The organism is Halorubellus litoreus (genome assembly GCF_055378595.1).
In genome coordinates this window covers 2,354,558-2,380,603 of record NZ_AP043836.1, presented here as the reverse complement: position 1 = coordinate 2,380,603, position 26,046 = coordinate 2,354,558, and the positions used below count along the sequence as shown (strand labels likewise).

25 protein-coding genes and 1 tRNA gene are annotated in these 26,046 nt (G+C 70.5%); 12 read left to right on the top strand and 14 right to left on the bottom strand.

Annotation, left to right across the window (positions count from 1 at the left end):
• Positions 1 to 18: 18 nt before the first annotated feature.
• The gene (locus tag ACZ48X_RS16060) at positions 19 to 525 is read right to left on the bottom strand and encodes a hypothetical protein (protein ID WP_336348744.1); all 507 of its coding nucleotides are present in this window, start codon (positions 523 to 525) and stop codon (positions 19 to 21) included.
• A 301-nt stretch (positions 526 to 826) separates the two neighbouring features.
• Here ACZ48X_RS16060 and ACZ48X_RS16055 point away from each other — a divergent pair, with 301 nt between their 5' ends.
• Positions 827 to 2,746, top strand: a complete 1,920-nt coding sequence (locus ACZ48X_RS16055; RefSeq protein ID WP_336348745.1) for a beta-CASP ribonuclease aCPSF1 — start codon at positions 827 to 829, stop codon at positions 2,744 to 2,746.
• Positions 2,747 to 2,785: 39 nt separating this feature from the next.
• Here ACZ48X_RS16055 and ACZ48X_RS16050 read toward each other — a convergent pair whose 3' ends face one another.
• The gene (locus ACZ48X_RS16050) at positions 2,786 to 4,414 is read right to left on the bottom strand and encodes a hydroxysqualene dehydroxylase (protein WP_336348746.1); all 1,629 of its coding nucleotides are present in this window, start codon (positions 4,412 to 4,414) and stop codon (positions 2,786 to 2,788) included.
• A 181-nt stretch (positions 4,415 to 4,595) separates the two neighbouring features.
• Between ACZ48X_RS16050 and ACZ48X_RS16045 the strand changes: the two genes are divergently transcribed.
• Positions 4,596 to 4,943, top strand: a complete 348-nt coding sequence (locus tag ACZ48X_RS16045; RefSeq protein ID WP_336348747.1) for a DUF192 domain-containing protein — start codon at positions 4,596 to 4,598, stop codon at positions 4,941 to 4,943.
• 230 nt (positions 4,944 to 5,173) lie between these two features.
• Here ACZ48X_RS16045 and ACZ48X_RS16040 read toward each other — a convergent pair whose 3' ends face one another.
• A complete protein-coding gene (locus ACZ48X_RS16040) occupies positions 5,174 to 6,178 on the bottom strand; it encodes a transcription initiation factor IIB (protein WP_336348748.1) in 1,005 nt (334 codons plus the stop codon).
• A gap of 125 nt (positions 6,179 to 6,303) precedes the next feature.
• Positions 6,304 to 7,431, bottom strand: a complete 1,128-nt coding sequence (locus ACZ48X_RS16035) for a M48 family metalloprotease (RefSeq protein ID WP_336348749.1) — start codon at positions 7,429 to 7,431, stop codon at positions 6,304 to 6,306.
• Positions 7,432 to 7,634: 203 nt separating this feature from the next.
• On the opposite strand from ACZ48X_RS16035, the gene ACZ48X_RS16030 reads away from it, so the two are divergent.
• Positions 7,635 to 7,922, top strand: coding sequence for a YgaP family membrane protein (locus tag ACZ48X_RS16030; protein WP_336348750.1), 288 nt, complete (start codon positions 7,635 to 7,637; stop codon positions 7,920 to 7,922).
• Between the two features lie 522 nt (positions 7,923 to 8,444).
• Here the strand turns inward: ACZ48X_RS16030 and ACZ48X_RS16025 are convergent.
• Positions 8,445 to 8,529 (bottom strand) — tRNA-Ser (locus tag ACZ48X_RS16025).
• Between the two features lie 104 nt (positions 8,530 to 8,633).
• Here ACZ48X_RS16025 and ACZ48X_RS16020 point away from each other — a divergent pair.
• On the top strand, positions 8,634 to 9,584 hold the full coding sequence (locus tag ACZ48X_RS16020; RefSeq protein ID WP_336348751.1) for an AAA family ATPase: 951 nt from the start codon (positions 8,634 to 8,636) through the stop codon (positions 9,582 to 9,584).
• 84 nt (positions 9,585 to 9,668) lie between these two features.
• Here ACZ48X_RS16020 and ACZ48X_RS16015 read toward each other — a convergent pair whose 3' ends face one another.
• The 7 genes from ACZ48X_RS16015 to ACZ48X_RS15985 form a co-directional block, all read right to left on the bottom strand.
• Complete coding sequence (locus tag ACZ48X_RS16015) at positions 9,669 to 9,881, bottom strand: hypothetical protein (RefSeq protein WP_336348752.1); 213 nt, start codon at positions 9,879 to 9,881, stop codon at positions 9,669 to 9,671.
• A gap of 98 nt (positions 9,882 to 9,979) precedes the next feature.
• Positions 9,980 to 10,564, bottom strand: coding sequence for a DUF7519 family protein (locus tag ACZ48X_RS16010; protein WP_336348753.1), 585 nt, complete (start codon positions 10,562 to 10,564; stop codon positions 9,980 to 9,982).
• On the bottom strand, positions 10,561 to 11,970 hold the full coding sequence (locus tag ACZ48X_RS16005; RefSeq protein WP_336348754.1) for a DUF58 domain-containing protein: 1,410 nt from the start codon (positions 11,968 to 11,970) through the stop codon (positions 10,561 to 10,563). Before ACZ48X_RS16005 ends, ACZ48X_RS16010 begins: the two co-directional genes overlap by 4 nt.
• A complete protein-coding gene (locus ACZ48X_RS16000; protein ID WP_336348755.1) occupies positions 11,967 to 12,530 on the bottom strand; it encodes a DUF7269 family protein in 564 nt (187 codons plus the stop codon). The genes ACZ48X_RS16005 and ACZ48X_RS16000 overlap by 4 nt, the downstream gene beginning before the upstream one ends.
• Positions 12,527 to 13,492, bottom strand: a complete 966-nt coding sequence (locus ACZ48X_RS15995) for a DUF4129 domain-containing protein (protein ID WP_336348756.1) — start codon at positions 13,490 to 13,492, stop codon at positions 12,527 to 12,529. Before ACZ48X_RS15995 ends, ACZ48X_RS16000 begins: the two co-directional genes overlap by 4 nt.
• Positions 13,493 to 13,591: 99 nt before the next feature.
• A complete protein-coding gene (locus ACZ48X_RS15990; RefSeq protein WP_336348757.1) occupies positions 13,592 to 14,560 on the bottom strand; it encodes a DUF4129 domain-containing protein in 969 nt (322 codons plus the stop codon).
• A gap of 47 nt (positions 14,561 to 14,607) precedes the next feature.
• Positions 14,608 to 15,237, bottom strand: a complete 630-nt coding sequence (locus ACZ48X_RS15985) for a VOC family protein (protein WP_336348758.1) — start codon at positions 15,235 to 15,237, stop codon at positions 14,608 to 14,610.
• A gap of 178 nt (positions 15,238 to 15,415) precedes the next feature.
• Here ACZ48X_RS15985 and ACZ48X_RS15980 point away from each other — a divergent pair, with 178 nt between their 5' ends.
• The gene (locus ACZ48X_RS15980) at positions 15,416 to 15,952 is read left to right on the top strand and encodes a metal-dependent hydrolase (RefSeq protein WP_336348759.1); all 537 of its coding nucleotides are present in this window, start codon (positions 15,416 to 15,418) and stop codon (positions 15,950 to 15,952) included.
• 32 nt (positions 15,953 to 15,984) lie between these two features.
• Here ACZ48X_RS15980 and ACZ48X_RS15975 read toward each other — a convergent pair whose 3' ends face one another.
• Positions 15,985 to 17,217, bottom strand: a complete 1,233-nt coding sequence (locus tag ACZ48X_RS15975; RefSeq protein ID WP_336348760.1) for a M20 family metallopeptidase — start codon at positions 17,215 to 17,217, stop codon at positions 15,985 to 15,987.
• The gene (gene thrC, locus ACZ48X_RS15970; RefSeq protein ID WP_336348761.1) at positions 17,214 to 18,497 is read right to left on the bottom strand and encodes a threonine synthase; all 1,284 of its coding nucleotides are present in this window, start codon (positions 18,495 to 18,497) and stop codon (positions 17,214 to 17,216) included. The genes ACZ48X_RS15975 and thrC overlap by 4 nt, the downstream gene beginning before the upstream one ends.
• A gap of 196 nt (positions 18,498 to 18,693) precedes the next feature.
• On the opposite strand from thrC, the gene ACZ48X_RS15965 reads away from it, so the two are divergent.
• The 7 genes from ACZ48X_RS15965 to ACZ48X_RS15935 are packed head-to-tail and all read left to right on the top strand — an operon-like array spanning position 18,694 to position 25,887.
• A complete protein-coding gene (locus ACZ48X_RS15965; RefSeq protein WP_336348762.1) occupies positions 18,694 to 21,012 on the top strand; it encodes a type II/IV secretion system ATPase subunit in 2,319 nt (772 codons plus the stop codon).
• Positions 21,009 to 22,898 carry a type II secretion system F family protein gene (locus ACZ48X_RS15960; RefSeq protein WP_336348763.1) on the top strand — a complete coding sequence of 630 codons (1,890 nt, stop codon included), beginning with the start codon at positions 21,009 to 21,011 and terminating at the stop codon, positions 22,896 to 22,898. The genes ACZ48X_RS15965 and ACZ48X_RS15960 overlap by 4 nt, the downstream gene beginning before the upstream one ends.
• Complete coding sequence (locus tag ACZ48X_RS15955; protein WP_336348764.1) at positions 22,895 to 23,653, top strand: DUF7289 family protein; 759 nt, start codon at positions 22,895 to 22,897, stop codon at positions 23,651 to 23,653. The genes ACZ48X_RS15960 and ACZ48X_RS15955 overlap by 4 nt, the downstream gene beginning before the upstream one ends.
• Entirely contained in the window at positions 23,650 to 24,192 is a 543-nt protein-coding gene (locus ACZ48X_RS15950; RefSeq protein WP_336348765.1) for a DUF7266 family protein, read from the top strand. The genes ACZ48X_RS15955 and ACZ48X_RS15950 overlap by 4 nt, the downstream gene beginning before the upstream one ends.
• Entirely contained in the window at positions 24,193 to 24,903 is a 711-nt protein-coding gene (locus ACZ48X_RS15945; protein ID WP_336348766.1) for a DUF7263 family protein, read from the top strand.
• Positions 24,896 to 25,342 (top strand): DUF7262 family protein, encoded by a 447-nt coding sequence (locus ACZ48X_RS15940; protein WP_336348767.1) that lies wholly within the window; start codon positions 24,896 to 24,898, stop codon positions 25,340 to 25,342. The genes ACZ48X_RS15945 and ACZ48X_RS15940 overlap by 8 nt, the downstream gene beginning before the upstream one ends.
• A complete protein-coding gene (locus tag ACZ48X_RS15935; protein ID WP_336348768.1) occupies positions 25,339 to 25,887 on the top strand; it encodes a DUF7261 family protein in 549 nt (182 codons plus the stop codon). Before ACZ48X_RS15940 ends, ACZ48X_RS15935 begins: the two co-directional genes overlap by 4 nt.
• Positions 25,888 to 26,046 lie beyond the last annotated feature (159 nt).

The following is a 26,046-nucleotide window of genomic DNA, read 5'->3' as shown; positions in this document are numbered from 1 at the left end:
GCATCGGGAGTGCCCGCCTTACCGGTTCGCGCGTTCGACGGCGTCCGCGACCGCGAACGGACTCGGTTCCTCGGTCCACCCCCAGCCGGGGACGTGCTCCTGGACGCCGGCGGCGAGCGCGGCGTCGAGGTCGTCCGCGCCAGCGGCCTCGTCGTCGTCGCCGTGCGTGTCGACGTCCGCGTAGTGGAACGTCGCCTCGCCGAGCATGCGGAGCGGCTGGCCGCCCGCGATGGTGCCCGCGAGCTCGCGCCCGAGGACCTCGTCGACGACGAACCCCGGATAGTCGCCGTCGACGTCCAGATCCCGGAGGAGTGCAACGAGCGCCGCGACGTTCACCGCGCGGTCGCCGTCCGCGAACGTCTCGTCCACGACCGCCCGGTACTGCGCGTCCGTCACGTGGTCGACGTCGAGACCGAACAGCTCTCCGAGGTCGTCCCGAACCGCATTGATGAGCGGGACGACGACGTTCGCGCGCTCGCGCGCCCACTCGTACTCGCTCGCGACCATCGACGGCGTGACGTGCATACCCGCCGGTACCGTGCGAGGGCGCCTCAAGTTTGCGAAGGCTTTTATAACTCCGCGGATTAATCGACGAGTAAGCGGGTTCTCCCTGGACTCCCCCCAGTGGGCGACGAACCGTACGAGCGGTCAGCCGGCCCGGGGCACACTAACCGATGAACTACTGCTGTAATCGACAGTCCACGTTCCGCTCGCGCGTCCATCGCCGTCGCCGCGACGGCGACGACCAGCCCCGCGGCGCGTCCAGGGACCCCCTGCGAGCACGAACACGCGTTCGCGCTCGCTGGACCCCACATCTGCAGCACTCATGAGTTCAGTAGACCGACAACTCGACGACCTGAAGGCAGAGATCACGAGCGAGATACCCGACGACATCACCGTCTCCGACGTGAAGTACGAGGGCCCGGAACTGGTCGTGTACACGCGCGACCCGAAGAAGTTCGCCCAGCAAGGCGACCTCATCCGGCAACTCGCCTCCAAACTCCGCAAGCGCATCACCGTCCGGCCCGACCCGGACGTCCTCAGTCACCCCGACGAGGCACGCGAACAGATCATGGCGGTCATCCCCGAGGACGCGGGCGTCACCGACCTCGACTTCCACGCCGACACCGGCGAGGTCGTCATCGAAGCCCAGAAGCCCGGGATGGTCATCGGCCGACACGGCTCGACGCTCCGCGAGATAACGCAGGAGGTCGGGTGGACGCCCGAGGTCGTCCGCACGCCCCCGATCGAGTCCTCGACGGTGTCGAACGTCCGGAGCTTCCTGAAACAGGAGCGCGACGAACGCCGCGACATCCTCGAGAAGGTCGGCCGCCAGATCCACCGCGAGGAGATGCAGGACGACGAGTGGGTCCGCATCACGACCCTCGGGTGCTGTCGCGAGGTCGGTCGCGCGAGCTTCATCCTCTCGACGCCCGAGACCCGTATCCTCATCGACTGCGGGGACAAACCCGGCGCCGAAGGCGAGGTCCCGTACCTCCAGGTACCCGAAGCGCTCGGCTCCGGCGCGAACTCGCTCGACGCCGTGGTTCTCACGCACGCGCACCTCGACCACTCCGCGCTCATCCCGCTGCTGTTCAAGTACGGCTACGACGGCCCGATCTACTGCACGGAGCCGACCCGCGACCTGATGGGGCTGCTGACGCTCGACTACCTCGACGTCGCCGCAAAGGAAGGGCGCGCACCGCCGTACGAGTCCGAGCAGGTCCGCGAAGCCATCAAGCACACCATCCCGCTCGAGTACGGCGACGTCACCGACATCGCACCGGACGTGAAGCTCACGTTCCACAACGCCGGCCACATCCTCGGGAGCGCAGTCAGTCACTTCCACATCGGCGACGGATTGTACAACGTCGCGTTCTCCGGCGACATCCACTACAGCGACACGCGCCTGTTCAACGGTGCCGTGAACGACTTCCCGCGCGTCGAGACGCTCGTCCTCGAATCCACGTACGGTGGTCGGAACGACTACCAGACCGACCAGGAGGACTCCGAACGCAAGTTGAAGGAGGTCATCAACACGGCTCACGACCGCGGCGGGAAGGTCCTCATCCCCGCGTTCGCGGTCGGCCGCAGCCAGGAACTCATGCTCGTCCTCGAGGAGGCGATGCGCGAGGGTGACATCCCCGAGATGCCCGTGCACCTCGACGGGATGATGTGGGAGGCGACCGCCATCCACACCACGTACCCCGAGTACCTCCGGGACGAACTCCGCGACCGCATCTTCCACGACGACGAGAACCCGTTCCTCGCCGACCAGTTCAACCACATCGACGGCGGCGAGGAGGAACGCCAGGAGGTCGCCGACGGCGGCCCGTGCATCATCCTCTCCACGAGCGGGATGGTCACGGGCGGCCCCATCATGTCCTGGCTCCGCCACCTCGGGAGCGAGGAGGACTCGACGCTGACGTTCGTCGGCTACCAGGCACAGGGGACGCTCGGTCGCCGCATCCAGAACGGCTGGGACGAGATCCCCGTGAGTCGCGACGGCGGCCGCGGGAACACGATGAAGATGAAGATGCACGTCGAGACCGTCGACGGGTTCTCCGGGCACGCCGACCGCCAGGGCCTCGAGAACTTCGTGCGCACGATGAATCCGCGCCCCGAGAAGGTGCTGTGCGTGCACGGCGACGAATCCAGCGTGCAGGACCTGTCGTCGTCGCTCTACCACGACTTCAACATGCGGACGTTCGCGCCGAAGAACCTCGAGACGTTCCGGTTCAAGTGACGACGCCGTAATCGTCGCGTTCGCGCTCGTTCTCGACCGTCACCGCAGGCCGTTCGTGAGTCGCCGGTACCCCGACCAGACGACGTCGCTTCCCTGGCCGGGGTGCGGGAGCCCGAACTGCGTCGCGAACTCGTCCTGCGCGCGGAGTGGTTCGACGAACGCTGGCCAGTCGAACGACCAGACGCCCGCTCGCGCGGACCGGACGCCGAGGCGGTCGAGGACGACGTTCGCCGCGCGTCGCCCGGCTTCGTTCGCGTTCTCCATGCTCGCCAGGTCCGAGTGCGTGCGGACGTAGTCCGCGGCGAGCGCGAGGTTCGCGCACTCGGTCTCGGCGTCCGGACGATGTCGGCGCGACCCGACGGTGTTGATGAGCAGCGGGTCGGCGTTCCGGAGTTCGCCGGCGTCGTCGTCCCAGGAGAGCGCCGGGTCGACCTGCCAGTCGACGAGGTCGTCGTCACCGAGTTCGGGGACGTGATCGCGGACCATCCGCCAGACCGCGTCGGCGAGTTCCTCCCGGGAGTGCTCGCGCGCCGACCGGCCGTCCGGGCCGGGCGCGTCGAAGTTCGAGATGGCGACCGAGAGCACGCCGTCGACGGTCGGGTGCGCGTCGAAGTCGTAGTCCGTCCAGAACTCGCGTTGACTGATGGCGGTGAGCGCCCACGGCGAATCCAGGAGCGCGACGTGCCCGCCGACCGGGCTGACGTCGCGAGCGAGGTAGAACTGGATGCCGTTCATCCACGCGGTGTCGAGGTCGTCGAGCGCGCGGAGCGACGGCGCGGCCGCATCGAGTGCCTCCGTCCGTAGTCGACGTGCGACACCGAGCGGGACCGCGAGCACGTACTGGTCGAACGCGACTCGTCGTTCCTCGCCGTCGGCCGCGACGCGGACGCCCGTGACGCGTTCGCCGTCGCTCTCGACCGCTCGAACCGGCGTACTCGGCCGGAATTCGACGCCCTCGTCTTCGAGGAACGCGACCCAGGGGTCGATCCAGACGTCGCTCGTCGGGCCGTCGAGGATGCGGTCGGCGTCCCGGTCGGGCGCGAAGATGTCCTGGAGGAGCTGGAGGTAGATGCGACCGATGGTCCGCGTGCTCGCTCGTTCGGGGCGCATCGCGACGAGCGTCTGCGTGATACCGTACGCGAGATGCGTCCGATAGCCGTCGCTCATCTCCTCGGCGCGAACGAACTCCCACCAGGGGACGTCGTCGTACGCCTCCCAGCGGTCCTCGCTCGACGTCAACAACTGGAGGAGTCGCCCGGTGAAGAACGCGGTCTCGTCAGCGGGCACGTCCTGGCCACCGAAGAGGTCGGCGACGCGGTCGCGCCACCCCGCGAGCGTCGTCGGTGCACTCGTCGGGACGGTCCGGCCACCACCGACGAGTGCCTGCCGCATCTCTGGAACGGCGACGAGGTGGTCCGCGACCGAGCCGCCGTCGCCGTCCGGGATGTCCGCCATCGTCGCCGTGAGGTGCCGGTAGAACCCCGGGAAGAACCGGAAGCCGTGCTCGGCGGGCAGCGGCGCGCCGTCGGACGGTCCCGGGAACGACCGCGCCTTCCCGCCGAACCGGTCGCGCGCTTCGAACACGGTCACGTCCACGCCGCGCGTCGCGAGCTCGTGCGCGGCACTCAGTCCCGCGACGCCGCCACCGAGAACGGCGACGCGATTCACGACGACCACCGTTCGCTCCGTCTCATGCGCGCCGCTAGGGATGGTGTGGACAAATACGCACCGCCGACGCGACCCCCACCGAGTCCGACCGACCGAGCGGGTGACGCGAGCCGCGCGGGGCGCGCGAACGAGAGGCGCGTCGCCGGAACCCTCTTGCGTGCCGCTGTCGACAGCACGCTGTATGCGAGTTCTCCACGACGACGGCGGGACCGAGCGCGTGCTCGCCAGCGACGTCGACGTCGCCGCGTCGACGCTCGCTCGCGCTCGCGGCCTGATGTTCCGACGGTCGATCCCCGACGAGTACGCGCTCGTGTTCGCGTTCGACGACGCTGCCGCTCGCGACGTCCACATGCTGTTCGTGCCGTTCCCCATCGACGCGGTGTGGCTCGTGGACGACGAGGTCACGCACGTGAAGCGACTCCGGTCGTGGCTGGGGCTGGGGCGAGCGCGAGCGGACACGCTCGTCGAACTCCCGGCCGGTGCGGCCGCGGACGTCGACGTCGGGGACGTGGTTCGCGTCGAGAACTGACCGCGAGCGCGCGTCGAGTACCGTTCGACGTCGTCGCTAGCTGGATGCTGGCGGGCAGCCCACCCGTGGCGGAGCCTGCGTCGGCGGGTGGGACTCCCGTCGTGACCGACGCACGCGCTGGTCAGCGCACGTCGGGGTTGGCTGCGAGTTCACTGAAGAAGTCTCGGGTTCGAAGCAGGCCGCTTGTAGCGGCCGAGGCGGACGAGGGTGTGGTGACGAGGGTGTGGTGGTTACGCGAGCGCGCCGCCCTGGTCGGCGTTCTCGAGGAGTTCCTTGTAGCGGTTCCGGATGGTGACCTCGCTGACGTTCGCGACGTCACTCACCTGGCTCTGCGTGACCTTCTCGTTCGCGAGCAGGCTCGCGGCGTAGACGGCCGCGGCGGCGAGCCCGACCGGTGACTTCCCGGAGTGCAGCCCCTCGCGTTTCGCGGCGTCGAGGAGTTCGCGGGCGGTGCGTTCGCCTTCGTCGCTGAGGCCGAGTTCGCTCGCGAACCGCGGCACGTACTGGAGCGGGTCCGCGGGTTCGACCTCGAGGTTGAGCTCGCGGACGACGTACCGGTACGCGCGCTTGAACTCCATCGCGTCGACGCGCGAGACCGCGGCGACCTCGTCGAGACTGCGGGGCGTCCCTGCCTGGCGGGCGGCGGCGTAGAGCGCGGCGGTGGCGACGCCCTCGATGCTGCGGCCGGGCAGGAGGTCCTCGGCGAGCGCGCGGCGGTAGATGACGCTCGCGGTCTCCCGGACGTCGTCCGGCAGGCCGAGCGAGGACGCCATGCGGTCGATCTCGCCGAGAGCCTGCTTGAGGTTACGTTCCTTGCTGTCGCGGGTGCGGAAGCGCTCGTTCCAGGTGCGCAACCGCTGCATCTTCTGGCGCTGGCTGGAGCTGAGCTGGCGGCCGTAGGCGTCCTTGTTCTGCCAGCCGATGTTCGTCGACAGCCCCTGGTCGTGCATCATCTTCGTGGTGGGAGCGCCGACGCGGGACTTCTCGTCGCGCTCGCCGGCGTCGAACGCGCGCCATTCGGGGCCGCGGTCGACGGCGTCCTCTTCGACGACGAGCCCGCAGTCGGTGCAGACGGTCTCGCCGTGTGATTCGTCGGCGTCCACGCGACCGCCGCATTCGGGGCACGTTCGTTCGTCGGTTCGCTCTTGCTCTCGTTCGTCGTGCTCTACCGTTCGGTCGACGGTGTTCCGTTCGGCTGTGCGGTCGTCGGTCGTTCGTGTGCGGGAACCTGACATCGTGTGAGGGGAGGGGCGGACCGGGTCGTGTGGTTTCGGAACTGGACTCGGCCGTCTTTCAGTAACCAATTGTAACCCCTGCAGCCATATAAATACACCGGCTAGTTTTATAATGGATGAGTTATCTACGTGGCTGCATTCTCACCAGAAAACGCCATCAATCGTCGTTTCCGAGCTGCTATCGAAGGATGAACCGCGAACAAGGAGGTCGTCCGAGTACTGCCGGCGAGCACCAGTCGCTGCTCGACGAGCGCGTCGAACGCCGCGACGAGCGCGCCCGGACCGACCGCCCGCGCCGCAGCGGCGTCGGCGGTGAACTCCGTCCAGCGGAACACCCACGCCGTCGCGAGCACGTACCCGGCGCCCGCGAGGAGGGTCCACGCCGGGAGGTCGAGTCCGAACTCGACCGCAGCGAGGACTGGAAGGACGCCGGCGAGGACGGTCGCGAACCGGACGGCGACGTGCCGGTGACGATGGTGTGCGACCTCGTGCGCGACGACCGCACGGACCGCCGCGTCGGTGCAGACGTCGAAGACGGTCCCGGTGACGAACACGTACTCGGGCCCTGGCGGGGTGCCGGCGGCGAACGCGGGCCCGATACGCGTCCGGTCGTCGACGACGCGGAGCGTGACGTCTTCGGGGAGGACGTCCGCGACCACGCGCCGTTCGACCGTCGTCGCGGGACGGGCGCGCAGTGCGACCGTGAGCGTGTAGGGGAGCACGAGCATCGTGCCGGCCGCGAGCGCGAGCACGGCGGCGAGCCGTGGAACGCCCGCGGGAACCGTCGACACGACGAGGACCGCGACGCCGACGACGGCCACCGACCCGCCGCCGCGCGAGAGCAACCAGCGAACGACGAACCGATGCGTGAGGTCGTACTCGCGAGCGCGCCGTCGGTACGAGACCGTCGCGAGCGCGACCGCGAGCACGCCCCCGAGCCACGCGCTCCCGAGCGCGACGACGACGACAGCGGCGTGCACCGCAGCGACGGCCGACGGGGACCCGAGAACCGCCGGCGCGTCCGCGGCCGTGAGCCCGTCCGCGACGACCCCGTCACCGTCGACCGCGCGCCAGCCGACGAGGGCCGCGACCGTGACGACCACGTACCCGGCGCGTCGAAGGCCGCGAAGCGTCCCCGCCAGCTCCGGCCCGTCGAGTCGCTCGCCGAGCCATCGCGCGACCGCTCGCGCCACGAGATACGCCGCGCTCCAGCACGCGACGACGAACGCCAGCACGACCCAGGACCCGGTCACGACACCGGGTTCGCCCAGCAGGGGCAAGAAGATGGTGTCGACGCGTCCATCCGGCGGTCGACCCGCACGCGGTCCTCGCCGCAGACCCGCCGTCGAGCCGTCCCACCCCACGAGCACCGCCTTGAGAGTGGTTCTCACCCGCAGAGAAACGGTCTCGAAGCTTAAGCTCACCCGAAGCGTCTAGGAGTACAGGTGCTTACACCATGCAAAAGAACGTCGGCGGCTACGACCGCATCGCCCGGTTCGTCCTCGGTCCCATCCTCGTCATCGTCGGCCTCGCGCACGTCCTCGAGGTCTTCGCGATCGCGAGCGGCACACTCGGCCTCGGCATCGCCGTCGCCGCCATCCTCGTCGGTGCGGTGTTCCTCGTGACCGCCGCCACCCAGAAGTGCCCGCTCAACAGCGTCCTCGGCTTCGACACGTACAAGCCGAAGACGACCGACGACACCGAACCCACCACCGACACCAACCGCGTCGGCCCCACCAACTAACCCCACAGCGTTTTTCCACAGGACCACACTCCCCAGAGACCAATCGCCGCTGCTCACGATGTTGAGTCGAAGAAGCGCCGAGGCGGAGATTCTGAACCACGGTCGCTCACTTCGTTCGCTCCCTGGTTCAAACTCAACGTTCACGCTTCTCGCAGGACGGACGACTCGCTGACTCGCGGCTATCGCCGCTCGTCGCTTCGAGGTCGCTTCGCGACCGCGCTACCGCTCGTCGTCGTTGTCCTGCGAGAAGCGCCGAGGAGGAGATTCTGAACCGAAGCCAGACGTGCTCACTCACTGCGTTCGCTGCGCGCGACTGGCAGGGTTCAAATCTCTCGTTTCCGCTTCTTCCAGCACGCACGCCTCGCTATCGCTCGGCGTTGTTGTGCTGGAAGAAGCGCCGAGGAGGAGATTCTGAACCACGGTCGCTCACTTCGTTCGCTCCCTGGTTCAAATCTCGTCTGGCGTTTCTGCTTCCAGACTCACTCGTCGCTCCGCTCCTCGTTCGCAGTTGGAAGCAGAAAGCGCCGAGGAGGAGATTTGAACTCCTGAGTCCTTGCGGACAGTTGCTCTCGAAGCAACCGCCTTGGCCGGGCTAGGCTACCTCGGCTACACCCTGCGATTCGCGGGTGATGATTTTATGGGTTTCGATTCGTCCGGTGGTCGTGTGAGTTATCGCCACCACTAAATTGTAGTATGTGTTTCAGGTGGAACATGGACGTCGCTCAAGCGAGCGAGGACTGTGCCGCCGTCCTCGACGAGATCAGTAACGCCGTCATCGCCGACCGAGAGTTCCTCGAGACCGTCCTCCTGGGAGGCGTCGCCCGCGGGCACGTCCTCCTCGAGGACGTCCCCGGTACCGGGAAGACCCTGACCGCGCGCGCCATGGCGAGCGCGCTCGGGCTCGAGTTCTCCCGCGTCCAGTTCACGCCCGACCTCCTCCCCGCGGACGTGACGGGAACGCACGTGTTCAACGAGGAAACGCGCGAGTTCGAGTTCCAGGAAGGCCCGATCTTCGCGAACATCGTGCTCGCCGACGAGATCAATCGCGCCCCGCCGAAGACCCAGGCGGCGCTCCTCGAGGCGATGGAGGAGGCGCAGGTCACCGTCGACGGTGAGACGCGCCAGCTCCCGCAGCCGTTCTTCGTCATCGCGACCCAGAACCCCGTCGAGCAGGAGGGGACGTTCCCGCTCCCGGAGGCGCAGGTCGACCGGTTCATGGTGAAGTCGAGTATCGGGTATCCTGACGAGGCGGGCGAGACCGAACTCCTGCATCGGCGCGCGGGCCGCGTCGAGCAGTCGCCGAGCGTCGGGCGCGTCCTCACCGACCAGGAGGTCACTGACCTCCGGCAGGTCCCCGAGGACGTCACCGTCCACGAGGACCTCCTCTCGTACATGGCGCAGTTGACGCGGTTGACGCGCGAGGACGGTCGCGTCGAGGTCGGCGTGTCGCCGCGTGGCACCCAGCGATTGTTCGAGGCGTCGCGAGCGTACGCGACGCTCGTCGGTCGCGACTACGTCACGCCGGACGACATCAAGCGCGTCGCCCAGCCCGTGCTCGCGCACCGGCTCGTGCTGACGCCGGACGCGATGGTGAACAACGTCGAGAAGTCCCAGGTCGTCGACGCCGTCCTCGAGTCCGTGCCGGTTCCGACCGTCGAGTGACGCGTCACTGACCACGCACGCCGCTCCTCGCCCGGCGCGTTCTTCTGCGCGGTCGTCTGTGCGTTCGTACTCGTCGCGTCGCGTTCAGCGACCGGTGTCCGCGCTGGTCGGGTCGATGTTCCACGCGCCCTCGCAGGCGTCGTCGCAGAACGTCCGTTCGAGGAGGCGGACGCCGACGTCGGCGTCGCGGTCGGTCGGCGGGTTCTCGAACAGTTTCGTCCCGCAGTACGCGCAGTACTTGTCGGTGCCTCGCGGCTGGCGGTCGGTCGGGTCGTGTGGCTGCTGTGACTGGGCCATCGGTTGCTCGAATCCTACGTCCGTTCACTTGTAACCGCACACCCGACCACGGTCGGCAACGCGCCGTCGCGCTCGCCCCGGGCTAGGTGTGCAGACGGTCACCGGAGCGCCTGGAGGAGGATGCCGACGGCGACGAGGAGGAAGATGACGCCGGAGAGCGGCCTGGACCCGCCCGCGAACAGGAAGACGACGTACGCGAGGCCGGCGGTCGTGGTGCCGATGGCGACGGTGGCGGCGGAGTGTGCGACCTCGGCGCGCGCGGTGTCGGCGTCGCGACCGAGCTGGTTGCCGAGACTGACGGCGTTCTGGCCGGCGTCCCACGCGACGACGGCGGCGACGGTCGCGACGAGGATCCAGAGCGGCGGTGCGTCCCCGGACCCGCCGAGTGCGACGCCGCCGAGGAGTGCGAGGCCGGCGCCGTCGACGAGCTTCGGGTACCCGGAGAGGACGCCGGGGGCGAGCGCGACGATGCCGAGGGCGGCGAGTGCCCCGCCGGCGGTGCTGCCGACGCTCGCGGCGATGGCGACGACGCTCGCGGCGGCGAGTGCGACGACCGCCGACAGCGGCGTCGGTCGGCGGTCGACCTCGCGGCCCGTGCGTTCGTTCTCGGCGTCCGCGCTCGCGGCATCGGCATCGTCGGAACCGCCAGCAGCCGCGGTCTCGTCCGCGGTGGTCGTGCTCATGCGGACCACCGTCGTCTGGCGCGCGCGAGCGTCGTCGCGAGCGTGTCGTCGACGTTCCAGTCGACGGCGCGCACGCCGACCTCGCGGAGCGCGCTGATGCGAGCGAGTCGTTCGACGCGCGCGACGCGATGGCCGAGCGTCGCGCCGTCGGTCGGGTCCGGGCTGATTATCGTGACGGCGTGACCGTGCGCGTGCAGGAGGCGCGCGGCCTTCGCGGCTTCGTCGTCGGCGAGTGGCGAGAACATGATGACCTGGGCGTCGTTCGGGAGGCGCTTGCGGAGGTTCCGGAGGCCGATACCGAGCGAGAAGTAGTCGTCGGGGCGTTCCGGCGACAGCGCGGGGTGCCTGGCGAACAGTTCCTCTGCGCGGATGCGGTGCTCGTTCCCGAGGCCGGGCGCGAGCCAGACGCCGCTCGCCGACAGCGCGCCGATGCCGACGCGGTCACCGGTCTCGAGGAGGGTCGCGAACACCTGGCCGGCAGCGTCGATCCCGTGGTCGGCGGCGTGGAAGTTGTCGCCCTCGGCGTGCACGTACGCGCCCTGCCGGAGGTCGAGGACGCACACGACGGTCGCGGCCTTCTCCTCGCGGAACTCGACGGTCGTCAGCTCGCCCGTTCGCGCGTGGCGCTTCCAGTCGATGCGCGACAGCGAGTCGCCGCGACGGTACTCGCGGGTCTGGTAGAACTCGAGGCCCTCGCCGCCCGTGTTCGTGTCGACGCGGCCGGCGTACCGCGACGTCTGCTGGCGGAGCGGGACCTCGGCGGTCGCTTCGAGCGACGGCGTCGCGACCATCTCCGTCGCCGCCGCCAGGTCGAGTTCGGTCTCGATGCTGCCCGTGAACCCTCTGGCGTACACGGAGAGCGTCCGGAACTCGTGCGTGCCGCGTTTCGCGGCGACCGTGTACGAGAACGACGTGCGTTCGCCGGGCCGGAGGAAGGTTGCGGCGCGCGCGGTCCCGTCGACGACCTCGAGGCTCTCGGGGACGCCGTCGACGAGCCGGAGGTCCGGGAGCGTCGACTCGCCGGTGTTCTTGACGTGCACGGTGACGTCGACCTCGTCGCCGAGGTCGGGGTCGGCGTCCGAGAGTTCGCGGTCGACGGCGAGTTCCACGCGGACCGGTTCGGCGACCTTCGCGTACGCGACGAACGCGATGCCGACGACGGCGGCCAGCAGGAGCGCGGGCGACCGGAAGATGATGCCGGTGCCGCCCAGCAAGGTCGTGACGGCGGCGACACCCTCCCAGTGATTGGTCGCCGTCTCGTGGTGTTTGATGATGCGAGCGCCGACGGTCTCGCCGTCGAACTCGACGTCGGCGTCGGCCGACGGCGTGTCCTCGGCCGCCGTTTCCGTGCTCGCGGCCCCGTCGTCGGTCTCGGGACCGTCGGTCGTCGTGGTCGTTGCACTCATGCGTTCTCGCCCTCGCTCAGGTCGACGATCTCCTTCGCTGCGTGGGTCGCCCAGCGTTCGAACTGCGAGCGCGTCCGGTCGAACAACGAGACGCGCTGCAGGAGCGACGTGCCCTGTATCTCGCCGGTGAAGAACGCGGCCGCGTAGGGGTCGTCGGTCCACGAGCCGTCGTCGATGCGTTCGATCGCTTGCTCGCGCGAGAGCCCTTCGGTGCGGACGATGACGGCGACCGCGGCGGCGCGGAGGCGTTCGCGGACGGTGTCACGTTGCGCGCCGCTGTACCGGACGGCCGCGGCCTGGTCCATGAGGTCGTCGAAGTCGTCGCCGGGCGTCGGGAGTTCCTGCGCTATCTCGGGGTCCGCGGTCGTCGCCTGCTCGTATGGCGTCCGACGGCGTGCGTTCACGACGCGGACGGTCTGGAGCGCGAACCCGAGGCCGATGAGGCTCAGGAACACTTCGTTCGCGTCGAACAGTCCGGCGAGGCCGGGGACGAACAGCATCGCGAACCCGACGACGACGAACAGGACGCCGAGCGCGGACGTCGCGGTCTTCGCGTTCACGTCTCGTCACCTCCGTACTGGGACTCGATGCGGCGGAGTGCGTCGAGCGCGCGGGCTTCGCGGTCGCTCGTCGCCGCGGTGTGCCCGTATCGGACGCGCTCGAACAACTCTGTGAGTTCGACGACGTCGTCGCGGTCGATGCCGGCGTCCACGGCGGCGGCGGCGAACTCGCCCGGGGTGCTCGACTCGGGGTGGTCGACGTCGAGGTGCTCGGTCATCTCCACCCACGCCCGATATATCTCGTTGTCGACGTCGTCGGTGTCCTCGATGCGGTCGGCGGCGCGACCGGCAGCGGCGGCGAACTCGTCGACGTCGACGAGTCCTTCTTCGACGTCGTCGTCGGCTTCTTCGAGCGCGTCGAACGGGTCGTCGCCGTCGGCGTCCCCGCGCGTGACGAGGACTGCGCCGACCGCGGCGACGGCGATGACGGCGATGACGGCGACGAGCGCGAGCGGGAGGTCGCGAGCCTGCTCGCCCTCGCCACCGCTGCCACCGGCGCCGCCGGGCGAGAAGTCCGTGCGCGTCTCGTTCATCTCCTCGGCGCCCGAGCCGTTCTGGGGTTGCGGAATCTGACTGGTGTAACACACCCCGAACAGCGAGTACACGAAGAACAGGAGCACGAGGAGGATCATCGTGATCGATATCGCCTCCATCTGGCCGCGCTTCCAGTAGACGACGCCGACGATGCCGGTGAGACCGACGACGACGCCGAACCACAGGAGCGGGCGTTCGGAGCCCTGGACGCACTCGCGAGACCGCCCGGAGCGGTCGACCGCGGTGTTCGTCTGGTCGGTGAGGTCCGACGTCGTCCGCTCGACGTCGGTCTCCGTCACCGTGTTGGGCGCGCTGGGGGCCGCTCCGCCCCCGGTGGTCTGCGCGTCGTCGACGCTTCCGGCGACGGCGACGATGGCGGTCGCCGCGAGGAGTGCGACGAACGCGACCTGGAGGGTGGAGCGATTCATCGATACAGTGTTTCAGAGTAGTAACTAAATGGGTTGTGGAACGTCAAAGAACCACTTACGTCACGTGTTTACACGCCGCAAGGCTTGCTATCTTCGGTGTCACGTCGATTCGTCCTCGGTCCAGAAGTCGTCGAGGTCGCTCGCGGACGCCTCCATCCGTCGGAGTGCGTCCACCGCGCGTGCCTCCGTTTCCTCGGTCGGCGGTTCGTCGCCGTACCGGACGCGCTCGAACAGGTCCGTGAGTTCGCCGACGGTCGCCGGGTCGACGCCGGCGTCGACGGCTGCACGCCGGAACTCGCCGGGGGTGCTCGCGTCCGGATGGTCGACGTCCAGGTGCTCGGTCATCTCCACCCACGCCCGATAGATCTCGTTGTCGACGCCCGCCGATCCCTCGATGCGGTCCGCCGCTCGCCCAGCGGCCTCGCGTAGTTCGTCGACGTCGTGCGCTTCGGGTGGTTCGACCGCGTCCGGCACGCGCTCGTCGGGGTCCTCGGCGTTCTGGGCGTCGCGAGCGAGCGCGAGCGCGAACGCGCCGACGCCGACGACCGCGACCACGGCGACGAGCCACGTCGGCGACGCGAACTGGCCGGCGTCGCCGAGGATACCGAACGTCGCGTCACCGCCTTCGGGCGTGGCGACGACGTCGCTCGGGACGATGCTCTGGGGCGCGTTCTCGTCGGTCCCGCACTTGCTGAGGAGCAGCCAGACGAACGTGAACGGCAGTGCGAGCACGCTGACGTACGCGGTCGCCGCGAGCGCGTCCTGCCTGTGGCGCGCGTACAGCCAGCCCGCTATCGTCACGCCGCCGACGACGGCCCAGAACGACGCCGAGTACAGCCACGGGATGCACGCCCCGATCTCGATGTCGAGTTCGCCGGGACTCCCAATCGGGTCCGCGGCCGAATCACCGCCTTCGCCTTGCTCGTCCGCGGGGCCGTCGTCCTGGAGCGACCCGCCGCCGGGTGCCTCGTCGGTCGGCGCTGGCGCGGCGAGCGTCGCGGCCGCGGCGGCGACCGCGAGCACGCACACCACGCCGACGGCGACGACGCGCGCACGCTCCGAATCCATACCGCTACGTTAGCACGTGACGCTGGTGAGGGTTTCGGTGGCGGGGTTCACAGGCCCGCGGTGCCGCTCGCGGCGTCCGGGAGGTCGTTCTTCTCGACGGGGATGCCGAGTTCCTCCAGCGCCGCGCGCATGTGCTCGTCCTCCGCGTAGTCAGCGCCCTCCTCCTCGCGGATGCGCTGGGCGGTCGCGAGCACCTCGCCCTTGCGGTCGTCGGGGAACTCGTACTTGTCCGTCGTCAGCTCGATGACGAGCCCGCTGTTGTCGCGCGTGTACAGCGAGAAGAAGATACCGCGGTCGAACACGTTGTACCCGCGACCGTCGTCGTCGAGCGCCGCCATGGTGTCCTCGAAGTCCTCGGGCGCGATCGAGAAGCAGAGGTGGTGGACGCCGCCGACCTGCGTGCGCTGCCCTCGCGGCGAGTCGCGGTCAGGGCTCACGAAGAACGTGAGGATGCGGCCGTCGCCCGTGTCGAAGAACAGGTGCGTCTGGCTCGGGTCGTCGAGGTTCGGCTGGCGGAGCACGAGCGGCATCCCGAGGAGGTCGCGGTAGAACGCGATGGTGTCCTCGGCGTTCGACCCCCACACCGTGATGTGGTCGGTGCCGGTGGTGTGGATGGGGCTGTCGGGTCGCGCCGCGCTCGTGGGGATCTCGGTCTGACTAGCCGCGTCGTCTGTCATAGAACGTGATAGGTCCGCGACGCTGATAAGCGCTCGCGGGCCTCGGCGTCACCAGGTGACATCCACGTCAGTACGCGAGCGACAGGCACGCCAAGGTAAGCGACACGCACGGCAACGCGAGCGACACCCACGACAGTTAGACGGCTGACTGAAGGCCGAGGGCGGCGTTACAGCGCGTATGGTGGACGTGGCCGGCCACCTCGGGATGGCGCTCGTGTGGCTCGCGGGCGCGTGGGTCGTCGTCGACGACGCGCGGACCGCCGCCGCGTTCGTCGCGGTCGGCGTCCTCTTCGGGATGCTCCCGGACGTCGACCTCTACCTGCGGGACGTGCTGCCGACCGTGAAGCACCACGGCGCCCTCCACACGGTCCTCGCCGTCGTCGCGTTCGCGGTCGTGCTCGCACCCGTCGTCGGGGTCGCACTCCGCGCGCTCGACGCCCGCGTCGACGCCCCCGTGCTTCCCGACGCCGTCCGCGACGACGCGAACCAGTTCGCGGGCGTTGCCGTGCTCGTCGCCGGCCTCGCGCACGTCTTCGCGGACACGCTCTCCGCGCCCGACACGGCCGAAGCGCTCGAACCGTTCTGGCCGCTGTACGCACACCCGCTCGGGATAGACGTCGTCTACTACGACGCCCCGCTCGTGAACTACGGCCTGCTCGCCGCGGGCGTCGCCCTGAACGTCGCGCTCTGGACGTGGCGTCGACGAGGCGCGTGAGGCACCTGCGCGAACCGTCGTATCCGACGCGGTCAGTCGTCCGGGTAGGGTTCGAGGAGCGTCCTGGCGGCGCGTTTCAGTATCTCGAACCCGGCTTCGGCGGCGTCGAGGTCGACGTACTCGTCGATGCTGTGCGCCTGGTCGAGACTCCCCGGCCCCCACGTGATGGCTGGGACGTCGGCGACGTTGACGAACTCGCGGACGTCCGTGGACGCCTTGATACCCCACGGCTCGGGGTCCACGCCCGCGACGGCGGCGGCGTGCTCGCGGAACACGGTCGCGAGGTGGTGGTCGGTGGGGATGACGGCGGACGTGTACGTCTCGTCGCGACGCCACGACGCCGCGATGCCGTGCTCGCGTTCGAGAGTGTCGACGAGCGCGGCGAACTCGTCGTCGACGTCGTCGATGGTCTCCGCGGGGAGGATGCGCCGGTCGACGGTGACGCTCGCGCGCTCCGGAATGACGGCCTTGTTCGACCCGACGCCCGCGTTCGTCCCGGTCACGGTCGCGTACGCGCACCCGCACAGCGGGTCGGTGCGGTCGCGGAGTCGCGCGTCGTACTCCGCGAGCGCGTCCAGGACGACCGGGTAGTGCGCGGTCGGGTTCGTGCCCTCGTCGGGGCGACTCGCGTGCGCCGGCACGCCCGGCCACGAGAGCTCGTACCACGCCATGCCCTTCTCGCTGGTCGCGACCCGGCACTCCGTCGGTTCCAGCACGACGCCGTAATCGCCGTCGTACCCGGCTTCGAGCAACGCACGCGTGCCGGGTTCGGCGGTCTCCTCGCCCATCGCCGCGTGCACGACGATCGACCCGTCGAGCGCGCCCGATTCGAGTTCGGCCCGTAGCTCGTACGCGGTCAGCATCGCGATGGCGACGCCCGTCTTCATGTCGACGCTCCCTCGCCCGTAGAGCCGGCCGTCCGCGACGACGCCAGCGTACGGCGGGTGCGTCCACTCGTCGTGGTCGCCGACGGGAACCACGTCCAGGTGGCCGTTCAGGACGAGCGTCGGCCCGTCGGTGTCCCCCTCGACCGCGTCCGTCTCGCCTTCGCTCGGGGCGACGCGCGCGCCGACCTGCGGGCGCTCGGGGTCGGGGTCGGTGACGAGTTCGGCGTCGATGTCGTACTGGGCGAACCAGTCGCGGACGTACTCGGCGCACTCGCGCTCGTTCCCGGGCGGGTTCTCGGTCTCGATGCGGACGAGCGCCGCCGCGAGCGACCGGAGGTCGGTCGGGTACGTCGGCGACTCCGCTGGCGCCGAGGTCATCCGTCCAGGTCCGTGTACGCCGCCGCGGCGCCGTCGGTCGCGCCCGGTTCCGGCGCACCGTAGGTCGCCTCCACGGCGTCGAGCGACGGCGCGATACCCGTCACGTCGCCGACGGCCTCGTTCGCGCCCGCGGTGTCCTTGAGCCCCATGCCGGTGACGACCGCGACGACGGACTCGCCCGCCTCGATGATGCCTTCCTCGCGCGCTCGACGGATGCCCGCGACCGGCGCCGCGCCCGCGGGCTCGGCGTAGATGCCTTCGGTACCACCGAGCGTCGTGACCGCCGAGAGGATGTCCTCGTCGGGGACCGCGAGCGCGGTCCCGCCGCTCTCCTCGAGCGCGCGACACGCCTTCAGGGTGTTCCGCGGTCGCCCGACCGCGATGGCGTCCGCGAGCGTGTCCGCGACGTCGTCCACGTCGTCGTGCCCGTGGAACGCGTCGTGGATGGCGCTCGCGCCCGCGGACTGCACGCCGAGCATCCTCGGCGTGTCGTCGACGTATCCGAGTTCGGCGAACTCCCGGAACCCCTTCCAGCAGCCGGCGATCGTGCAGCCGTCGCCCATCGAGAACACGATCCAGTCCGGGACCGCACCCTGGGTCTGTTCGGCGAGTTCGTGCCCGACGGTGCGCTTGCCCTCGATCTGGAACGGGTTGATGGCGGCGTTCCGGTTGTACCAGCCGTACGTGTCGGTGACCTCGAGACTGAGGTCGTACGCCTCGTCGTAACTACCGTCGACGGCGAGGACGTCAGCGCCGTACACGCGCGGCTGCACGAGCTTCCCCTCCGGTGCGGCCGCGGGCACGAAGATGCGGGCGTCCAGCCCGGCGCGGGCGGCGTACCCGGCGAGGGACGCCGCGGCGTTCCCCGTGGACGCGCACGTGACGACGTCCTGCCCGCCGAAGCGCGCTTTCGTGACGGCGACGCTCGTCGCGCGGTCCTTGAAGCACCCCGTCGGATTCGCGCCGTCGTTCTTCACCGCGAGGTCGACGCCGAGTTCCGCGCCCAGGCGAGGGGCGTCCAGCAGGTCCGTGCCGCCCTCGTCGAGCGTGACGGGCGTCGCGTCCGTATCCACGGGCAGGAACGCGTCGTACTTCCACTGGCTGTCGACGTGACCGTCCAGCGGTGCGTCGAACCGGTCCTGGATGACGTCGTAGTCGTACGTGACGTCGAGGATGCCGGTGACGCCATCGTGGTTCGGGCACGTGTAGATAACGCGTTCCGGGTCGTACGTCGCCCCGCAGAGCGTGCATTCGAGCGTCTCGACGTGGTCGAGGGACATTGTCGATTCAGGTGTGTCACCGCACCACGAAACCAGTTGCGCCCGAGACGGAGTCACACACCCAGCAGACTCACACACCCAGCAGACTCACACACCCAGCAGACCCACCGCCCGGCTGCGACGACGGACGCCAACCAACCCAACCCCAATTGAGGATACCTTTAATTTAAGTTCGATAGCGACGGAACGTGCTGGCATGTCCGACCCGCCGACGCTCGAACTCCCCGACGACGAGGCGGCAACCACGCCCGCGGGGACGACGAGCGACGTCCCGCCCCCGATTCCGCCCGACGACCCCGACGCCTGGTACGCGCCCGACGTCCGCGCCCAGTACGCCGTCGCGCCCGACGTCGTCGCGACCGTCCGCGAGACCGCCGACGGGTTCGCGTACGACGTCCGCGAACCGGCGCTCTCCCCCGACGAGGACGCGGTCGTCGACAGCGTCGTCGACTACTTCGCGGACGCGAACCTCCAGCCACCCCGCACGCGGGAGGCCGTCCGCGACCGACTCGACGACGGGTTCGACGGGAAGCACGAGCGCGTCGTCTCGCGGCTCGTCGACCGGTCGCCCGCGAGCGAACGCCGCGTCCGCTACCACCTCCTGCGCGAGCTCCACGGGCTCGGCGACCTGACGCCGCTCGCGCTCGACGACCACGTCGAGGTCGCGGACGTCGACGACGACGTCCTCCGCGTCCACACCGACCGGTTCGCGCCAGCGACCACGCGCATCGACGCGGACGTCGACGACCTCGGTCGGTTCGCGAGCGAGCGCCTCGCACGGTACACCGTCAGCTTCGAACAGTACGAGATCCCCGTCGTCCTCTACCGCGAGCACGCCATCGGCGGGGACGCGTTCAACACGCGGTACGCCGTCCTCGAGCCCGACCTCCTCCCCGGCGACCGCGAACTCGTCGCCGACGCCACCGAGCGCGTCTGGGAGCACGCCGTCACGACGCCCGACGTCGACCGCGTCGCGCTCGTCCGCGACCGCGCCGAACGCTACCTCGAACGTGCGCTCAACGCTCGCTCCGCGAAAGCGTGGCTCGGCGCCACCAAGCATCGCGTCCGCGAACTCCTCGCGGACCTCGACCTCGCGCTCCCGCCCGTGGACGACCGCCACGGCCACGACCGCCTCGACGACCTCGTCTACTACGTCCTCCGGGACTACGTCGGCCACGGCGAACTCACCGTCCCCATCCGCGACCCGAACCTCGAAGACGTCGAGGCGAACCGCGTCGGCGAACGCGTGAAGGTCGTCCCCAGGAGCGACCTGCACGACGGCCGCGTCCCCACGAACCTCGCGTTCGACGACGAGTCGTCGTTCGTGAACGTCGTCACCCAGCTCGCCGCGAGCGACGGCGTCGAACTCACCGCGAGCAATCCGAGCGCGAAGGTGAACCTCGACGTCGGCACCGACGAGACCGTGCGTTGCGCGGTCGCGCTCCCCGTCGTCAGCGAGGGCGGCCCGCACGTCTCCATCCGCAAGCAGGCCGCGGACCCGCTCTCGCCGGTGGACCTCCTCGAAGCGGACGCGCTCCCCGTCGACCTCGTCGCCTTGCTGTGGATGCTCTACGAGCACCGCGGCGTCGTCCTCTTCTCCGGCCCCACGGGCGTCGGGAAGACCACGCTCATGAACGCCCACATGCCGTTCGTCCCCTTCGACCACCGCCCCGTCAGCATCGACGAGGGCTCCAGGGAGGTTGCACTCCCCCACGAGACCGGCGTGTCGCTCACCACGAGAGACCACCAGACGCCGTACAAGCGCGTGACGATGGCGGACCTCATGACCGAGACGAACTACCTCAACCCCGACGTCGAGGTCATCGCCGAAGTCAACACGCCGGAGTCGTTCGCGACGTTCGCGGAGACCCTGAACACGGGTCACGGCGTCGTCGGCACCACGCACGCGGAGTCGGTGGAGAAGCTCGTGAACCGCGTCGTCGAGCAGGGCCTTCCGTCCTACTTGCTCGCGGAACTGGACCTCGTGGTGTTCCCGCGGCACACGGACGGCGAGCGGTACGTCGGGCGCGTCGTCGAGTTCGTCGACGAGGCGACCTACGAGGCGTGCTCGGGCCCGAAGGGCTCCGTCGAGAAGGACGGCGCCACGGTGTACTACGACGAAGTGCTGTCGCGGACGCCGGACGGCGACTTCGAGCGCGCGTACGAGCATCCGGACCTCCACGACACCGCCGCGTCCCGTCGCTGCGAGCACGCGGTGTTCGAGACGATCGCGGACCGCACGGACCGGACCGTCGACGCCGTCGAGGACGAGTTCCACCGCAAGCACCGGTACGTCGAGCACTTCGTGCGCGACGGCGTCCGCGACGTCGACGAGTTGTTCTCGGTGGTCGCGGACCTCCGGACGGACGAGGCCGCGACGGTCGCGTCGCGAGCGAGCACGGACGCCCGCGGTGCTGACGCGGACGCGGACGCCACCGATGCGGCCACGGGTGCGGTCGCCGACGGCGAGAACGCGGCCATGGACGCGGTCGCCGAGGACGGTGGTGGGTCGTGACGCGGCCGGTGTCGGCGCTCGACCGGGCGGCGTACGCGCTGTTCTCGCGGCGCGCGGACGCGAGCCGGCACGACCGGAACCGCGAACGATACCGTGGGTCGGGCGTCCAGATGCCGTTCGACGTGTTCGTCGCGCGCCTCCACGCGCTCGCGTGGCTGGTCGCGGCCGTCGCCGGGCCGACCGCGGCGGCGCTCGCACCGCTCGTGGTCGTGGCCGTCCCCGGGGTCGCACTCGGACCAGCGAGCGCCGGTGCGGGCGGCGGACCCGGCGTCGTCGGAGCGGGCGGCGCGTCGATGCTCGCGTTCCGCGCCGGCGCGTTCGCGGTCGCGGCGTTCGGCGGGCATCGCGCGACGACGGCGCTCGGCGGCCGGTACCTGGCGTGGCGCGCTCGCGCCCGTCGCGTCGGCATCCAGCGGACGCTCCCCGGCGCAGTCCGCTACCTGCGCGCGCTCTCGACGGGGACGGACGACCGGCGGACGATGCTCGCGAAGGTCGCGGAGAACCGGGACGCGTACGGCGCGACCGCCGACGCCGCCGGCGCCGTGCTCGCGAAGGCCGAACTCACGGGGAGCCTCAACGAGGGCCTCCGCTTGGTCGCCCGCGACACGCCGAGTCAGGACACGCTCGCGCCGTTCCTGATGAAGTTCCGCGAGCACGCGACGCAGGGCCCCGAGGAACTGTCGAGATACCTCCGGATGGAGAGTCGGATGCTCGGGCACCGGCAGGCCCGGGAGCGCGAGCGCGCGAGCGGGTTCCTCGAACTCGTCGCCGAACTGTTCGTCGTCCTGCTCGTCCTCCCCGCGCTCCTGGTCGTCGTGCTCTCCGTGATGAGCGTGCTGACACCGAGCCTGAACCAGCCGCTCGGCGGGCCGTTCGCCGGCACGCCGCTCGGCGCGGTGACGCCGCGAGCGCTCATCGTGTACGGCGCGGCCGTGTTCGTCGCCGCGGTCGGCGCGCTCTCGGCGGCGATAGTCGTCTCGCTCCGGCCGATCGCGGCGACGCCCGAGTACGAGCGCCCCCGCGGCGTGGGGGCGACGTTCGCGTCCGCGCTCTCGAACCCGGCGAGCGCGAGCGTCGTCGCTGTCGCGCTCGCGGGCGGCGTGGTCGTCCTGGCGTGGGCGACCGGCGCGAGCGCGCTCGCCGCACTCACGGTCGGGTACGTCGCGTACGCCGTCCCGGTCGGCGTCGTCGCCACCCGTCGCGCGCGCCGGGACGACGCGAAGGACCGCGAGCTGAAGGACTTCGTGCACGCCGTCAGCGGGCACGTCTCGCTCGGCCGGCCGTTCCCGGACGCCGTCGCCAGGGTCGCCGAGGAGGTCGACCTCGGGCCGCTGGACGCGGACGTCGCCGACCTCGCGTTCGCCGCGGGCCTCACGAGCACGGACGGCGACCTCCGGACCGCGGCGCTCGACCGATTCGTCGCACGCGTCGGCACGCCACTCAGCGAGCAGACGATGCGATTGGTCACGGGCGCGCTCGACGCCGGGAGCGACACCGAGACCGTGTTCGAGACGCTCCAGACGGAGGTCGGCCGGCTCCATCACGAGAAGCAGTCGCTGCGCGACGAGATGCTCGTGTACGCCGCGGTCGGGTGGACGACCGCCATCCTCGTCGTCGGTATCGTCGTCGCCGTGAACCTCTACGTGCTGGACTCGTTCGCGCAACTCTCGGCGGTGTCGACGCCCGGCACGGGGTTCGTGCTCGACCCGGACGCGGTGAACGTCTCGCGCGAACACCGGCGGTTCTACGTCGTCACGCAGGCGACGATGCTCGCGTCCGGCTGGTTCGCGGGCGCGGCGAGCCGCGGGAAGTACGACGCGCTCCTGCACTCCGGGCTCCTCGTCGCGTTCGCGTACGCGGTCTTCGCGCTCGGAGGGCTGCTATGACTCGCGACGGTGGGCTCGGCGGGTACGCCACCGGGCGGCGTGACGGTCGGAGCGAGCGCGCTCAGTCCCACGTCGTCGGCGTGGCGCTCCTCCTGGGTGTGACCGTGGTCGCGATGGCGGCGGTGACGGCTGGCGTCGGGTCGACGGTCGACTCCGGCGTGGCTCGCGCGGACGCGGACCGGGCCGCGGACGCGTTCGCGAATCTCGATGCGGTCTCCCGGACCGGCCCGGGGTCGGTGCGCGTCGAGTTCGCGGACGGGACGCTGTCGACGGTCGAACGCGACGTCCGCGTGCTCGACGACGACGGCGGCGTGGTGCGTGCGGTGGACGCGAACGCGCTCGTGTTCGAGGCGGGCGACCGCCGCGTCGCGTACCTCGCGGGCGCGGTCGTCCGCGGTGACCGCGGGAACGCGTGGTTCGCCGCCGACCCACCGGTCGCGGCCGGCGAGGAGAGCGTCCTCGTCGGCGCGCCCGCCGTCGGCGCGAGCGAGTCGGTCGCCGTCGGCGGCCGCGGCCGCGTGGACCTCGACGTGGACGTCTCTCACGACCGGGAGACGCTCCCCGCGGGCGCCTACCGGCTGGCGGTCGAGACCGCGACGCCACGGCCGTGGCGGGCGTACTTCGAGGCGCTCGGCGCGACCGTGGAGACCCGCGACCTCGACGGCGACGGCGTCGACAGCGTCGTCGCGTCCTTCCCGGGCGGCCGCCGCCTCCACCTGGTCGTGCACGCGCTCGACCTGGAGGTGGACGCGTGACGCTCCCTGACCGCGAGCGAGCGCCGAGACGACCCGGCGTCGGTGCGGGCCGCGAGTCGTTCGCGACCGACGATCGCGCGCTGTCGTCGGTCGTCGGGAAGACGCTCGAACTCGGGTTGCTCGCGCTCTACGTCGGCCTGTTGGTGTCGACGTTCTACGGTGGCGTGCTCCCGGAGTACCGGCTGGGTGCCGCGGGCTCGGTCGCTGACCGTGCCGGTGCTGCGGTCGCGACGGACGTCGAGGCGGCGGTGCCGTCGACCGCCGACAGCGGCGTCCCCCCGGACGCGGGCGTGCAGTCCGTCGCCGTGGAGCGCGAACTCGACGTTCCTCGGACCATCCGTGGCGACGCGTATCGGCTCCGCCTCGACGCTGGCGCGCTGGTCCTCGACCACCCACGGGATGCGCTGTCGCGGACGATACCGCTCGCGCTCCCCGACTCGGTCACGCGCGTCGAGGGCGCGGCGCGTAGCGGCGAGACGGTCGTGGTCGTCGTCGTGTCGACGCCGGACGGACTGGTCGTTCGACTGGAGGGCCGCTGAATGCACGACGCGACCGTGCGAGCCGACGGCGGCGGCGCGGGCTGGCGTGCGCAGGCGAACCTCGTCGCGCTCGTCGCCGCGCTCGTTGCGTTGACGACGGTGTCGACGGTCGCGGTCGTCGTCGCGAACGGCGCGCTCGCGGACGCGACCCGCGAGCCAGTCGAGCGACGGGGTGCGACCGCGCTCGCGGATCGCCTGGTTGCGGCTGACGGCCCCGTCGCGGTCCGCGAGAACGTCCTGAACGAGACGCGCGTCGAGGAACTGGACGCCGACGCCGTCCGCGACCTCGCTGCCCTCCCCGAGAGCGCGGACGTTCGGGTGCGCGTCGACGGCGAGACGATAGTGAAGACCGGCGACGTGACCGGTGGGACGACGGTACGCCGGGTCGCGCTCGTCGTCGACCGCGACCCGCGGACGGTGACGCCTGGACTCGACGGCCGGGACCGCGTGACGCTCCCGCGACGCACGCCGTGGGTCGCCGTCGACGTCGCGCCCTCGGCCGGTGAGGTGACGACGGTTCGCGCGAACGGCCGCGTCGTCCTCCACGACCCCGACGGGCTCGCGCCCGGCCGGTACCGCGTGAACGTCTCGCGGCGCGTCACGCCCGCGCTCTCGTTCGCGGGCGACGACCTCGCCACTGGCGCGGTCGACGTGACGTACGCACCAGCGGACTCGCGGAAGGTCGTCGTCGAGGTGACCGTCGATGCCTGAGCGCTCACGGCGCCCCGGGGCGGACCGGGACGGCGCGGACCGCGGCCAGCTGTCGCTGTCGGCGGTGGAGGGGGCGGTCGGCGTCCTGCTCGTCCTGGGTGCGCTCGCGTCGTTCTTCGCTGGCGTGCCGGCGCCCGCCGACGAGCGAGCGGCGCTCGACGCGACCGCGTCGGACGCCGCGACGGTGCTGTCCGGCGAGAACCCGCGACACGCGGGGGCGACGCGGCTCGCGGAGGTCGCGCGGTCGCCCGATGCGTTCGAACGCGAGCGCGACGCACTCCGTCGTCGCGTCGCCGCGGTCCTCCCCGAGAACGTCCTGTTCGAGGTGCGGACGCCCCACGGAACGGTCGGGTTCGACCCGCCGGACGACGTCGCGGTCGGGGTGGCGACCGTGCCGACGCGCTACGGCGACGTCACGATACGAGTGTGGTACGCGTGAGGGGATCGAGTGAACCCGAACGGTTGCGCCTCCGCGGGGACGACCGCGGACAGCTCGTGCTCGCAGCTGCGGGCGTCGTCGCGGTCGCACTGCTCGCGATGACGGCGGCGTACCTTCAGTTGGGCGCGCACCCGGACGTCGCTGCGGAGCGCGACGTCGGCCCGCGGGAGGCGGTCGACCGCGCGGTCGGCGTCCTGTCGCGGGCGGTCGACGACGCGCGCGTCACGCACACCGGCGAGGCGTGGGGCGAGCGCGACGCCGTCGCCGACGCCGTCAGGAGCGACCTCGCGACGGCACTCGACTCGCTGGAGACCGCGCGGGTCGCTCGCGGGGTCGCGTACGCGGTCGGGTACGACCAGGCGGCGGCGTCGGCGTACGCGAGCGAGCACTGCCCTGGTGGCGACGGCCGCGCGTTCGGCGACTGCGAAGCGATACGTGGCGTCGTCGTCCAGGAACGCGCCGGCGAGACCACCGTGCTCGCGGTCGCGTTCGAGGTGACCGTGACGACGCCCGACGGCGAGACGACCGTCGAGGTCGTCGTCTGACCCGGAGACCGGGGCTGACCGCCCGAAGTTCTGCGCGGCATCGATTTGTCAACGTTCACGGTTCCCGTACTCTCCCAGCAGGTTACCGGGCGACAAAGAAGCTGCAAGCGGGGTTTGAACGAAGAACAGTCCCGGTTACGAGCACAATAGCCTTTGACA

What these genes read in the sequence shown, in the direction of transcription:
- ACZ48X_RS15965 (WP_336348762.1), top strand. Translation starts at nt 18,694, where the DNA reads ATGTCCGACCCGCCGACGCTCGAACTCCCCGACGACGAGGCGGCAACC.
- ACZ48X_RS15945 (WP_336348766.1), top strand. Translation starts at nt 24,193, where the DNA reads ATGCACGACGCGACCGTGCGAGCCGACGGCGGCGGCGCGGGCTGGCGT.
- ACZ48X_RS16020 (WP_336348751.1), top strand. Translation starts at nt 8,634, where the DNA reads ATGGACGTCGCTCAAGCGAGCGAGGACTGTGCCGCCGTCCTCGACGAG.
- ACZ48X_RS16015 (WP_336348752.1), bottom strand. Translation starts at nt 9,881, where the DNA reads ATGGCCCAGTCACAGCAGCCACACGACCCGACCGACCGCCAGCCGCGA.
- ACZ48X_RS15990 (WP_336348757.1), bottom strand. Translation starts at nt 14,560, where the DNA reads ATGGATTCGGAGCGTGCGCGCGTCGTCGCCGTCGGCGTGGTGTGCGTG.
- ACZ48X_RS15940 (WP_336348767.1), top strand. Translation starts at nt 24,896, where the DNA reads ATGCCTGAGCGCTCACGGCGCCCCGGGGCGGACCGGGACGGCGCGGAC.
- ACZ48X_RS16010 (WP_336348753.1), bottom strand. Translation starts at nt 10,564, where the DNA reads ATGAGCACGACCACCGCGGACGAGACCGCGGCTGCTGGCGGTTCCGAC.
- ACZ48X_RS16060 (WP_336348744.1), bottom strand. Translation starts at nt 525, where the DNA reads ATGCACGTCACGCCGTCGATGGTCGCGAGCGAGTACGAGTGGGCGCGC.
- ACZ48X_RS15955 (WP_336348764.1), top strand. Translation starts at nt 22,895, where the DNA reads ATGACTCGCGACGGTGGGCTCGGCGGGTACGCCACCGGGCGGCGTGAC.
- ACZ48X_RS16055 (WP_336348745.1), top strand. Translation starts at nt 827, where the DNA reads ATGAGTTCAGTAGACCGACAACTCGACGACCTGAAGGCAGAGATCACG.
- ACZ48X_RS16045 (WP_336348747.1), top strand. Translation starts at nt 4,596, where the DNA reads ATGCGAGTTCTCCACGACGACGGCGGGACCGAGCGCGTGCTCGCCAGC.
- ACZ48X_RS15985 (WP_336348758.1), bottom strand. Translation starts at nt 15,237, where the DNA reads ATGACAGACGACGCGGCTAGTCAGACCGAGATCCCCACGAGCGCGGCG.
- ACZ48X_RS15980 (WP_336348759.1), top strand. Translation starts at nt 15,416, where the DNA reads ATGGTGGACGTGGCCGGCCACCTCGGGATGGCGCTCGTGTGGCTCGCG.
- thrC (WP_336348761.1), bottom strand. Translation starts at nt 18,497, where the DNA reads ATGTCCCTCGACCACGTCGAGACGCTCGAATGCACGCTCTGCGGGGCG.
- ACZ48X_RS16005 (WP_336348754.1), bottom strand. Translation starts at nt 11,970, where the DNA reads ATGAGTGCAACGACCACGACGACCGACGGTCCCGAGACCGACGACGGG.
- ACZ48X_RS16040 (WP_336348748.1), bottom strand. Translation starts at nt 6,178, where the DNA reads ATGTCAGGTTCCCGCACACGAACGACCGACGACCGCACAGCCGAACGG.
- ACZ48X_RS16030 (WP_336348750.1), top strand. Translation starts at nt 7,635, where the DNA reads ATGCAAAAGAACGTCGGCGGCTACGACCGCATCGCCCGGTTCGTCCTC.
- ACZ48X_RS15995 (WP_336348756.1), bottom strand. Translation starts at nt 13,492, where the DNA reads ATGAATCGCTCCACCCTCCAGGTCGCGTTCGTCGCACTCCTCGCGGCG.
- ACZ48X_RS15975 (WP_336348760.1), bottom strand. Translation starts at nt 17,217, where the DNA reads ATGACCTCGGCGCCAGCGGAGTCGCCGACGTACCCGACCGACCTCCGG.